The organism is Zymomonas sp. (assembly GCF_020216885.1).
Taxonomy (GTDB): domain Bacteria; phylum Pseudomonadota; class Alphaproteobacteria; order Sphingomonadales; family Sphingomonadaceae; genus Zymomonas.
Genome location: NZ_JAIWON010000127.1, coordinates 1 through 11,261 on the forward strand (window position 1 = coordinate 1; position 11,261 = coordinate 11,261).

General features: G+C 46.6%; 10 protein-coding genes and 1 pseudogene. 8 read left to right on the plus strand and 3 right to left on the minus strand.

The genetic code is table 11. The features are described 5' to 3' along the window. Nucleotide 1 precedes the first annotated feature (1 nt). The 4 genes and pseudogenes from LDL18_RS07260 to LDL18_RS07275 all read left to right on the plus strand — a co-directional run bounded on the left by LDL18_RS07260 (nucleotide 2) and on the right by LDL18_RS07275 (nucleotide 3,036). Nucleotides 2–589: pseudogene (locus tag LDL18_RS07260) on the plus strand (riboflavin synthase). After that, entirely contained in the window at nucleotides 586–1,725 is a 1,140-nt protein-coding gene (gene ribB / locus LDL18_RS07265) for a 3,4-dihydroxy-2-butanone-4-phosphate synthase (protein WP_296508240.1), read from the plus strand. The pseudogene LDL18_RS07260 and the gene ribB overlap by 4 nt, the downstream one beginning before the upstream one ends. 1 nt (nucleotide 1,726) lies before the next feature. Then, on the plus strand, nucleotides 1,727–2,146 hold the full coding sequence (gene ribH / locus LDL18_RS07270; RefSeq protein ID WP_296508242.1) for a 6,7-dimethyl-8-ribityllumazine synthase: 420 nt from the start codon (nucleotides 1,727–1,729) through the stop codon (nucleotides 2,144–2,146). 209 nt (nucleotides 2,147–2,355) lie between these two features. Beyond that, the gene (locus LDL18_RS07275; RefSeq protein WP_296508244.1) at nucleotides 2,356–3,036 is read left to right on the plus strand and encodes a COQ9 family protein; all 681 of its coding nucleotides are present in this window, start codon (nucleotides 2,356–2,358) and stop codon (nucleotides 3,034–3,036) included. Nucleotides 3,037–3,074: 38 nt separating this feature from the next. Here the strand turns inward: LDL18_RS07275 and LDL18_RS07280 are convergent, their stop codons facing one another. Continuing rightward, nucleotides 3,075–4,034, minus strand: a complete 960-nt coding sequence (locus LDL18_RS07280) for a LysR family transcriptional regulator (RefSeq protein ID WP_011240376.1) — start codon at nucleotides 4,032–4,034, stop codon at nucleotides 3,075–3,077. A 253-nt stretch (nucleotides 4,035–4,287) separates the two neighbouring features. On the opposite strand from LDL18_RS07280, the gene LDL18_RS07285 reads away from it, so the two are divergent. Continuing rightward, nucleotides 4,288–4,719 (plus strand): hypothetical protein, encoded by a 432-nt coding sequence (locus LDL18_RS07285; protein WP_296508247.1) that lies wholly within the window; start codon nucleotides 4,288–4,290, stop codon nucleotides 4,717–4,719. A 38-nt stretch (nucleotides 4,720–4,757) separates the two neighbouring features. Here LDL18_RS07285 and trpE read toward each other — a convergent pair whose 3' ends face one another. Next, nucleotides 4,758–6,308 (minus strand): anthranilate synthase component I, encoded by a 1,551-nt coding sequence (trpE, locus tag LDL18_RS07290; protein ID WP_296508249.1) that lies wholly within the window; start codon nucleotides 6,306–6,308, stop codon nucleotides 4,758–4,760. After that, entirely contained in the window at nucleotides 6,305–8,233 is a 1,929-nt protein-coding gene (locus LDL18_RS07295) for a peptidylprolyl isomerase (protein ID WP_296508251.1), read from the minus strand. Before LDL18_RS07295 ends, trpE begins: the two co-directional genes overlap by 4 nt. A 315-nt stretch (nucleotides 8,234–8,548) precedes the next feature. Between LDL18_RS07295 and tpiA the strand changes: the two genes are divergently transcribed. From tpiA to LDL18_RS07310, 3 genes are all read left to right on the plus strand, one after another. Then, nucleotides 8,549–9,298, plus strand: a complete 750-nt coding sequence (gene tpiA / locus LDL18_RS07300; RefSeq protein ID WP_011240372.1) for a triose-phosphate isomerase — start codon at nucleotides 8,549–8,551, stop codon at nucleotides 9,296–9,298. A gap of 249 nt (nucleotides 9,299–9,547) precedes the next feature. Next, complete coding sequence (gene secG, locus LDL18_RS07305) at nucleotides 9,548–9,907, plus strand: preprotein translocase subunit SecG (RefSeq protein WP_014500821.1); 360 nt, start codon at nucleotides 9,548–9,550, stop codon at nucleotides 9,905–9,907. A gap of 138 nt (nucleotides 9,908–10,045) precedes the next feature. Continuing rightward, nucleotides 10,046–11,261: CTP synthase (locus LDL18_RS07310; protein ID WP_296508257.1), on the plus strand; the 1,216-nt coding region annotated here is incomplete at its 3' end.

Here is an 11,261-nt window from a genome sequence, read left to right on the forward strand (position 1 = left end):
GATTACTTCTGTTACGCAGGAAGGTGATCGCCGCATTCGTGTTGCGACATAATATCCTATGGATACAGTTCCTACCGGTTCCTCTATCGCCTGTTCCGGTGTTTGTCTGACCGTTGTTGACAAAGGGACAACGCCCCGAAATTGGTTTGAGGTTACCGTTTCTGGCGAATCCGTTTCCCGCACGGCACCGGGACGTTGGGAAAAAGGCCAAAAACTTAATCTGGAACGTGCCTTGAAAATAGGCGACGAATTGGGCGGCCATATCGTTACAGGTCATGTCGACGGCATCGGTAAAGTTGTTTCGATTACGGCAGTCGGTGATTCCCATAATTTTCTGATTGAAGCCGGGTCTGAAGTTGCCCCACATATTGCAGAAAAAGGATCAGTCTCTCTCGACGGCGTATCCCTTACGGTAAACGAAGTTAAAGATGTCGATGGCAAAGTGCTGTTTTCTATCAACATCATTCCTCACACCGCCGAAAAAACCACGCTCGGCGATTTGAAAGCCGGTGATTTTGTCAATATCGAAATTGATGTTCTCTCGCGCTATCTTGCCAGAATGAATGCTTTAGGAAATGTCGCGGTATGAGTAAGAATACCCCCATTGTAAAAGGATCGACCAAACGGCATCCTTTTCTATCTTCGGTTGAAGAGCTGATCGAAGAAGCACGGAATGGCCGAATATTTATTCTGGTTGATGATGAAGATCGTGAAAATGAAGGCGATCTGATTATTCCAGCACAGATGGCAACACCGGCGGCCATCAATTTTATGGCGACACATGGACGAGGTTTGGTCTGCCTCGCCATGACGAAAGAACGCGTAACCAGTTTGGGTCTAGCCCCGATGTCACGCGAGAATAACGCGCCTTTGCAAACCGCTTTCACCGTTTCGATTGAAGCCAAGGAAGGCGTTACCACCGGCATTTCTGCTGGCGACAGAGCGAGAACCATTGCGGTTGCTATCGACAGTTCCCGAGGTGCAGAAGACATTGTAACCCCCGGCCATGTTTTCCCCTTAGCGGCAAAACCAGGCGGCGTTCTGGTCAGGGCGGGTCATACGGAAGCCGCTGTTGATATTGCACGCTTGGCTGGCTTAAATGCTTCCGGTGTTATCTGTGAGGTGATGAAAGAAGACGGGACAATGGCTCGTCTTGATGATCTAGTCACTTTTGCTCAAAGGCATAATATCAAGATAGGCACTATCCGCGATTTGATCGCATGGCGGCGTGAACATGATAATAATGTCGAGTTGATTGAAGAAAAATCTTTCAACAGCCTTTATGGTGGTGATTGGCAAGCCATCCGTTTCAGAAACAAAGCGACCGGCAGCGAATCTTTGGCCTTGGTCAAAGGACAGATTTCAGCTGATGAACCGACCCTTGTTCGGATGCACGCTATTGATCCTTTTAGCGATATGCTGGGTCAAACAGGTTCTCGGCAACAGCTTTTATCCCGTTCGATGGAAATCATTGCGGAAAAAGGGACTGGTGTCGTTGTTCTTGTTCAACGTTCACAGGAAAATAGTGCCGATAAAAGCTCTGTATGGGCTGCCAGCCGAAATCAGGAAACAATTCACCGCGATTATGGTATAGGCGCACAAATTCTGGCGGAATTGGGCGTCAGAGATATGATTCTTCTGACGAACAGCCACCATATGCCTGTAGCCTTGGCCGGATATGGCCTTAACATAACAGGCGAACAGCCTATTACCGAAGGAGCCTGAAATGGCTAAATTCTTAATTGTCGAAGCACGTTTCTATAGCCATTTGAATGATATGCTGATTCAAGGTGCCAAACAGGCTATTGAAGCAGCCGGTCACGAATGTGAAGTCATCACGGTACCGGGCGCGCTCGAAATTCCGGCAGCCATTACTATGGCATCTGATACCGGTCTTTATGATGCCTTTGTCGCTTTAGGCGTTGTTATTCGGGGCGAAACCTATCATTTCGAGATTGTGGCATCAGAAAGCGCCCGTGGTGTTATGGCTTTGACTTTAGATGGTTTAGTGATCGGCAACGGTATTTTAACCGTCGAAAATGAACAGCAGGCCTTAGTTCGTGCTGATCCTCAACAAAAAAACAAAGGTGGGGATGCTGCCAAGGCGGCTGTTACCATGTTCAATCTCAAGAAAAAATTATCTTAAATATGAAAGGGATAGCGCCTGTTGTCTTATAATAAAGACGGCAGGCCTCCCTATCTTTCCAATGACATCTGTCATTTTACTCTGACTGTCATGAAAAACTTCATCTAAAATTCACCGCTAATATGTTGACCTTTTTTCCAGTAATAGCAGTATTACAAAGGTCACTTTATTGAATTAAAGAGACGTCCTCTAGGCTGTGAAGGATTATTATGACAGATTCCTCTCCGTCGGGCAGCAATCCCGATGAAATGACCTTGGATGAAATAAGACAAGCCATTGCTCCAAGCCTTCCCGAACATGTAGCATTTGATGGTTGGAGCGATCAGGCTCTGGCGTTAGCCGCTTACCAGCATAAAATTCCGATTGAGAGAGCGAGACTAGCCTTTCATGACGGCCGTATTCAGATGATAGATGCGTGGTTTGACTCTGTCGACAAAGCCTTGATTGAAAAAACCAAAAGCTTGCCATTAGATGACATGCGAGTGAGAGACCAAGTTCAGACTTTGATTATGGCACGCCTCGAGATTATGCAGCCTTATCGTGAGGCGCTGCGGCGAGCCTTAAGCATTTTAGTAATGCCAAGCCATGTGCCTCATTCATCTCAGCTTAGCTGGCATGCGGCTGATCTGATCTGGAAGCTAGCGGGTGATAAATCGACTGATTTTTCCTATTATACCCGTCGGTTGTCACTGGATGCCATTTATATGGCGACTTTATACGTCTATCTTGATGACAAAGATCCTGAACTCGCTAATACCCGCCAATTTTTAGCCAGACGGATCGGTAATTTTATGAAAATTCATAAAATTAAAAGCTGGTTCAAACGTTCAGAAGACAGCAAATTTTCATTCTCCCGCTTATTGGGACGCTTGCGTTACCCAAGCAAATAATCTCCTAATCGAGTAAGAAAGGCCATATTTTATGGCCTTTACTCGAAGGGGGGATGCAATTCATTCCACCAATGACGTTCCATTTTGCCGACGACCCAAGGGGCTTTCTGAAAACGCTGGGCTAAAAAGCCAAGCAATGCCCGCACCCTTGCCGGACGCGCCCGTCCCGGTGGGGTCAAAAGGAACATCCCGTAAGGCGGTATCGTCCATTCAGGGAATAATTCTTCTAAAACGCCATCCCGCAATGCTTGCCAGATGAAAAATTCCGGTTGGCAAGCGATGCCGATTCCTGACAGCAAAGGCCCCATGGCAACATCACCATTATCGACATGAACACGGCCATCTACCTTAACCTCTACTCGCCCCTCTTCTGGATGAGAAAAGCGCCAGATATGGGGATGCTCGATATGGGAATAAATAATAACTTCATGTTGGCTCAATTCGCGTGGATGCGTTGGACGGCCATGACGATCCAAATAGGCGCGTGATGCCACGACAGGCCGCCGAATGGAAAATAAACGCCGCGCCCGCAAAGAAGAATCAGGAAGGTCACCCATTCTCAAAGCGATATCAAAGCCTTCGGCGATAACATCGACTCTGGAATCACTTAAATGAAGATCAATACCGACCCGAGGATATTCTGCTAAAAATTCAGGAAGAATGGGTCCCAAAGCCTGAATACCAAAAGAAATAGGCGATGCGATCCTGACGACACCATAAGGGTTATTGGCATCTTCAGAAACTTCCGCTTCAATCGCTTCACCTTCTTCCAATAAATGAGTCGCGCGTGTCAAAGCGACGCGCCCGCTTTCGGTCAAAGATAAATGGCGGGAGGTTCTATGAAGAAGAGAGGTTCCCATTCTTTCTTCTAGTCGGGAAATCGCTTTTGATACTGTCCCTTTTGACAACCCCAGAGCTAAGGCTGCCTTTGAAAAAGAATTTGATTCAGCCACTTTGGCAAAGATAGCCCAAGCTTCGAAATCAGGCAGATGGCGCATGGCCGTTTCACTTTACTTGTCCATTTACAGGAACCTGTCTGTTCAACATGGTGACCTTATTGACAAGGAAAAAAGCTGTTTATTCCTTAAAAATTGGCATAAAATACGACAACATTAGCAAAAAGGCATTATTTTACCTTTTTGATAAATATTGTGGTAAGGAATCCCCCTTTATAAAAGGGAATCTAGCCTCAATCGGCCTTCCGGATACTCTCTTGTCACGCATGGCTGATACTGATTGTAGAAGGGTGTTATGATAATCCAAGACGATAAAAAGAAGATATTCTCTGCTGTAAATACATCTGAAAAATGGCTAATTGACCATAATACAGATCAAAAAACGCCCTTAGCTACGGGACATTTCAGTCAGCTTGAATGGGATGTCATCTATTTAGGGTTAAGGGAAGCTAAGTTAAAACACCGGAAAACATATAAGAGAGCGACCAGAAAACCCAATGGTCTCCGCCGGTTCTGGCATTGGATGACAGGTATCGAGCCGCCCAAAAATTTGGCCGATGAAAAACTTGAAGCGCTGCGCTCTTTTGCTTTCGCCCGCGCCCGCAAAGAAGATCATCACCATCTGGAAAAACAGCTGAACCATCACGGCTATAACGCCCAACAAATAAAGACAATTGCCTCTTTGACAGCAGGAAAAAGACTGTCACGACATCACGGCTACAAATAAAAAACGGGAAGTTTATTCCCGTTTTTTATCTTTAGTTTTTAGGCCTTAGCTGATTGTTTCAGCAGAATATCGTTCTGGGTAAAGGCATCTTGCGCCGCAGCGATTAAAGCCCCTGCTTTGGCTTCACATTCCCGTTGTTCCGAGGCAGGATCACTATCTGCAACAATACCTGCACCCGCCTTTATATGAAGAACACCGTCTTTCAAAATAGCGGTTCTTAGAACGATACAGCTATCCATATCACCATTAGGTGAAAAATAACCGACGCCACCAGAATAAGGCCCGCGGGTCTCGGGTTCTAATTCCGCAATAATTTCACATGCCCGAACCTTTGGCGCGCCCGAAACGGTGCCAGCTGGAAAACCGGCAAAAAGTGCATCAAGCGCGTCTTTATCCGGCCTAATTTTACCGACCACATTCGAAACCACATGCATCACATGGCTGTAATATTCGATACTAAAGGAATCGGTAACCTTGACGCTACCCGCTTGAGAAACTCGACCGACATCATTTCGGCCAAGATCTAACAGCATTAAATGTTCAGCCCTTTCCTTGGGATCTTTTAACAAAGATTCGCGCAAGGTCTGATCTTCGAAACTGTTACGGCCTCTCGGTCTGGTTCCAGCCAACGGTCGGATTGTAACCTCGCCATTTTGTAACTTGACCAAAATTTCAGGACTAGACCCGACCAAAGAAAATCCCGGAAAATCAAGAAAATAGAGGAATGGAGACGGATTGATTCGACGCAAAGAACGATAAAGTGCCATCGGAGGCAAAGGAAAATCTACCGTAAAGCGCTGTGCTGGAACGATCTGAAAAATATCGCCAGCCTTAATATATTCCTTGGCCTGAACAACAATATCTTCATAGGCTTCAGGAGGCATTGCCCGCTTTATTTCAGGCAAATGATCGACTTTAATAGCGGGCAAGGATGGAATTGGTTCCTTCAGAATATCCGTGATATTCTGGAGAGCCTCCAAGGCCTTAGCCACTTTTTGTTCTGGGCTTCCTGCACCGTCTGGCCAGACAGGTGCGATCATATAAAGCGCATCAGTCACCTGATCGAAAACCAGAAATAACGTTGGCCTGACGAAAAGCATATCAGGCACATTCAAAGGATCAAATTTCGGCCTTGGAAGTTTCTCGACAAGGCCGACCGTTTCATAAGAAAAATAGCCGACCAAACTGCTAATAGAGGAAGGCAGCTCAGATGGAATATCCATCTGGCAAGAGGCGACTAATTGGCGCATCGCCGATAAAGAATCACCCTCAACCGGAGAGAAATCATCGTGATTTTGTAACCAATTGCGATTGATTTCTGCCTTGTCTCCAACAGCTTTAAAAACGAGATCAGGTGCAAGTCCGATAAAAGAATAGCGCCCCCGATTACTTCCGCCCTCAACCGATTCCAGCAAGAAGTCGCCGCGTCCTGACTGATGCGCGCGCAGCATAACACCAACAGGCGTATCAATATCAGTGATACGTTTCCGCCAAAGCAAGGCCGCTTTGCCTTGCTTTAGTTTTTCCAGCGCATCTTTGTCGCTGTCCTGCCCGTTATTTTCTTTCCCGATTGTTATTCTGGGTTTCACTGTGCTGCGCTCCCGCCGCTGCTAAGAAAGCGTTTTTCTAACTGAACAGCCGCTGCCTGATCAATTTCAGCAGGAGATTTCTGCATAACGGCATTCGAGAACTGTTCTGCAATGTCACCCGTCATCATATTCTGGAACTGGTTTTGGACAGCGGCTGTTAATCCGGCTTCCTTGGAAGGATCAGAGCTGACAAGGCGCTCCATCTTCATCAGCATCCAACCGCTTTCATCAGGCGCAGGGATCAAAGCAACTTCACCCGGTTTCAGCTCAAAGAAACGGATAATCGCTGGCGGTAAAGATTGCTGAAAGCGGCTTAAGTCAAGCTGACGGAAGGCCAGAGGCGTTACCGGAGGTAATTTAACACCGGCCTGCGCTGCTAACTGAGAAAAAGGCACACCCGATTTAGCTTTTTTCAAAAGCTCGTCAGCCAGCTTGCGGGATTTTTCGACCATTTCACTATGGCGAATATCCATTACTACCTGATTTTTAACTTTCTCAAGCGGTTGTGCTGCTGGTGCAATCACATGATCGACCATAGCAAGTGCGTAGAGTTTGTCAGCCGTAATGGTTGCGACAAAAGGCTCGCTACTTTTTCCACTTTCAAAAGCGGGGGTAACCAGACTTTTAACGATTTGATCATCGCTAGCATCGCGGCGAAGCGGTGCCGTCTGAACAACCTCCAATTTTTCCTTATGAGCGATGTCGGAGAAACCGTTTCCGTTAGAAATATTATCCTGAATTCGGTTAATTTTGGCTGTCATTGCCTTTGAAGTCAGACCTTCAGAAAGCTGGCGCGTGATTTCGCCCCGCATCTGATCCAAAGTGGCCGCCGGTTTGCGTTCGATTTTATCAACATGAACAATATGCCATCCCAAAGGTGAATGGAGGACATTACTGACAGCCCCATCCCCCAGAGAAAAAGCAGCATTGGCCGCTTCGGGAGAGGCTTTTTCTGAATATTGCTCTTTGGACAAAGCACCGAGGCGAATATCTTCACTGGAGAATCCAACCGTTTTAGCGGCAGCAACAAAATTCAAACCACCATGAATTTTGGCCAATAAAGCTTCGGCCGCCGCTTTATCAGGCAGAATAATCTGGCTTAAATCGCGTTTTTCAGTTGCTGCATATTCGCTTGCATGACTTTTAAAGTAATCAGCGATCTGGACTTCGGTCGGTTTAACCTCATCCGGCTTGACTAACGCATAACGAATAACGCGCTGTTCCGGCAAGGTGTAACGTTCGATGTGGGATTTATAAAAATCGGCAATCGCCTTGTCATCCGGTGCTTTGTCGGATGGCGGCATAACCGTTGTCGGGATAGCCAGAATCATGCCTTCATGGCGCTGTACCAGCATACGAGCGAAAGGTTCAGCCATTGCATTAGGCGTTTTTAAGCCTGCAACAATCGGGATTAAAATCTGCCGCCGCACCATATCTTCCGCAATATCGGAACGAAGCTGATCAGCCGTCATATGTTGCTGGGCTAAGACAGCATCGAATAACTTCTGGTCAAATTTACCATTAGCACCGATAAAAACCGGAATGCTGGCGATTTCACCGTCAACCATTTTCTGGCTGATTCCGATACCATTATTTTTAGCCCATTCGCTCATGGATTTGGCAGCGATATATCCGCTGATGGCTTTACCAATGCCGCCACTGGCAACAAAGGTCATTGCATCAATAGAAGGATTTTGTTGGCGCACAGCCAAATAGTCACGACGGATATAATCATAAGCTTCGGAAGCGGAAAGTTTCCTCTTTCCAATCTTTGCTATGGTTCCTCCGTCTTTATCACTACTTCCACTTCCGCCAAAACGGCTAAAACCGCCTAACGCCCCTGTAAAAATAAAGGCGAGAATGACGATACCGAAAAGAAGCATAGCAAAGCCGTTTTTGGTCATACGGCGAAAAAAAGCAAACATCGGATATCCCGAAAAAATTATAATAAACACGATGCCATAATCTGACCTTGGCTTTGCATCAAGCCAACGATAAACAGACCGGCGTTAAAGAAGCTATCTCTATCGCATGAAATCCACTTTTTAGCAAAAATAGTTGTTGCTTCTGATAAAAAATATTCAAGGCATTACCTTTTTGCTAAAAAGGTTATTAACTGTGACGACAAAAATTGAAATTGTCAGCACGTTTTTTATTTACCTCATTTATTCCATCACGGCATAAGCCTGTTTTAAGAAGACAATGATTGTAGATATAAGGCGATATGAAGGAATAGGCTCATGACAATACGCAAGCTCATCGCCGGCAATTGGAAAATGAACGGTTCTTTAGGCATGTTGCACGAACTGGACGGGATCGCCAAGGCAACTTTTAACCATCCAGAACTTGATGTCGTGATTTGTCCATCCTTCACGCTGATAGCGCCTGCTATTGTGCGGCAACCCGATATGACCTTCGGGGCGCAAGATTGCCATTATGATGAAAGTGGCTCGCATACGGGCTGTGTTTCAGCACCGATGCTCCGTGAAGTCGGTGCAAGCTATGTTATCGTTGGCCATAGCGAAAGACGTATTGAACAGAACGAAACAAATGAAGAGATCCGGGCAAAAACGACAACAGCGATAGCGAATGGTCTGGTAACGATTGTCTGTATTGGCGAATCCCGTGCTGCCCATGCTTCTGGTCAGGCTTTGCCTATTATCGGGGCGCAGCTGGATGGCTGTATACCGCCAGATGCAACCAGCGATAATCTAGTTGTTGCCTATGAACCCATTTGGGCTATCGGAACGGGTAATACCCCACCGCCTGAAAGCATTGCCGAAATGCATGCCTCGATTCGTGACCGCTTATGCCTGTTATTAGGAAGCGAAGGGAAGAAAGTCCGCATCTTATATGGCGGCTCTGTTACCGGCAAAAATGCCGAAGAATTGATGGCCATTCCAGATGTCAACGGAACCCTTGTCGGTGGTGCCAGCCTTACCGCAGAACAATTTGTGCCTATCATTGAAGCAGGAGGGCGTTTGGCATAGCCGCAACCTGTTTACCTCGCCCCTCGAATTATCTGCGGCAGAAGGCTATGGATAGTTGAAGAAAACGCGCCCTTTCGCTAGAGCTTGTTTCAGTCTCTATATTGACAGTCTTGGATACTGAATCTCAAGAAAGCTCGTTTTCAATAACCGGATAGCCTGACCTAACGCGTTGTCAGCTTATTGAAGATGGTTTTCGGCCATTCGGCACCATCACTGACAGCATTATTTTTGCCGGAGAATACTTTCCTGATGTTGTTTACTATTCTTATAGTCGTTCAGGCCTTGGTCGCAGCGGCGCTTGTCACTGTTATTCTGATGCAGCAGTCAGAAGGCAGCGGAATAACCGGTGGCTCAAATCCGGGTGGATTGATGTCAGCCAGCGGGGCAGCCAATTTTTTAACTCGGGCTACGGGTGCTCTGGCTGTCTTGTTTGTTGTTTTGTCTATCGCACTTGCCGCCTTGGCTAGTGTTCAGAATACAGCGCCCCAGATTGATACTTCACTCGCGCATAAACCGGTAGCACAGCAAACAGCGCCTGCCCAACCAGCACAGCCGAAGCCTTCTTCGGTGCCTTTGGCAGATCAACCGGCGACTACTCCGCATCAATAATCTTGAACTGGTAGAAAGTTAAAAAGCTGCAACAGCGGCTATTTAGCGTTTCTGCCAGTTATAAATTTTTCGTTATCGATAAATTTTTATATTCTTCGCTTGCTTTTTTATCCCTCTCAGTTTTAGGCGTTTACTCCCATGGCGCGGTTTATATTCATCACCGGCGGTGTGGTGTCATCCCTTGGCAAAGGTCTGATGGCGGCCAGTTTAGCTGCTTTGTTACAGGAACGAGGCTTTAGAGTCCGTATCCGTAAATTCGATCCTTATCTTAATGTCGATCCGGGCACGATGAGCCCCTATCAGCATGGTGAAGTTTATGTCACCGATGATGGTGCTGAAACGGATCTTGATCTTGGACATTACGAAAGATTTTCTGGCGTTCCTTCTCGCCGTTCTGATAATATTACCTCGGGGCGTATTTATCAGAATATCATCGCCAAAGAACGGCGCGGCGACTATTTAGGGGCAACGGTTCAGGTCATCCCGCATGTCACCGATGCAATCAAAGATTTCGCACGTGACGATACAGATGATCTTGATTTTGTCTTATGTGAAATCGGTGGCACAGTCGGGGATATTGAATCCTTGCCTTTCATCGAAGCCATCCGGCAATTAAAAAATGACCTCGGTCGGGGTAATGTGGTTTTTGTGCATCTTACCTTGGTGCCGTACATCGCAGCGGCCGGAGAGTTAAAGACCAAACCAACACAGCATAGTGTCCGTGATCTGACCAGCTTTGGTATCCAACCCGATGTTTTGGTTTGTCGCACAGAACATCCTTTGCCGGATAGCGAAAGATCAAAAATCGCTCTTTTCTGTAATGTCCCAAAAGAAGCGGTTATTCCGGCTTTGGATGCTAAAAGTATTTATGATGTGCCGCTGCATTATCATGCAGAAGGTCTGGATAAAGCTGTTTTGTCAGCTTTTGGCCTCAATATTGAGACGCCCCTTGATCTGCATCGCTGGAAAGAAATTTCCGATCGTCTGGCAAACCCAGAAGGCGAAGTGACTATTGGTGTTGTCGGGAAATATGTCGGCCTACAAGATGCCTATAAATCTTTGCATGAAGCCTTGGTTCATGGTGGTATTGCCAATCGGGTAAAGGTCAATATTGTCTGGCTTGATGCTGAAATGTTTGAAGGCGATAATCCCGAAGCCGCAGAAGCCCTTTCCTCCCTCCATGCTATTTTGGTTCCGGGTGGATTCGGAGAACGCGGATCAGAAGGTAAAATTGCAGCTGTCAAATTTGCTCGCGAGCATAAAGTGCCTTTCTTTGGTATTTGCCTCGGTATGCAGATGGCTTGCATCGAAGGGGCGCGGAATACCGCTGGCCTTAAAAAGGCCTCCAGTAGTG

Excerpts from the sequence above, each read along its gene's own strand:
- ribB (WP_296508240.1), top strand. The coding sequence starts at position 586 with ATGAGTAAGAATACCCCCATTGTAAAAGGATCGACCAAACGGCATCCT.
- ribH (WP_296508242.1), top strand. The coding sequence starts at position 1,727 with ATGGCTAAATTCTTAATTGTCGAAGCACGTTTCTATAGCCATTTGAAT.
- LDL18_RS07275 (WP_296508244.1), top strand. The coding sequence starts at position 2,356 with ATGACAGATTCCTCTCCGTCGGGCAGCAATCCCGATGAAATGACCTTG.
- LDL18_RS07280 (WP_011240376.1), bottom strand. The coding sequence starts at position 4,034 with ATGCGCCATCTGCCTGATTTCGAAGCTTGGGCTATCTTTGCCAAAGTG.
- LDL18_RS07285 (WP_296508247.1), top strand. The coding sequence starts at position 4,288 with ATGATAATCCAAGACGATAAAAAGAAGATATTCTCTGCTGTAAATACA.
- LDL18_RS07295 (WP_296508251.1), bottom strand. The coding sequence starts at position 8,233 with ATGTTTGCTTTTTTTCGCCGTATGACCAAAAACGGCTTTGCTATGCTT.
- tpiA (WP_011240372.1), top strand. The coding sequence starts at position 8,549 with ATGACAATACGCAAGCTCATCGCCGGCAATTGGAAAATGAACGGTTCT.
- secG (WP_014500821.1), top strand. The coding sequence starts at position 9,548 with ATGTTGTTTACTATTCTTATAGTCGTTCAGGCCTTGGTCGCAGCGGCG.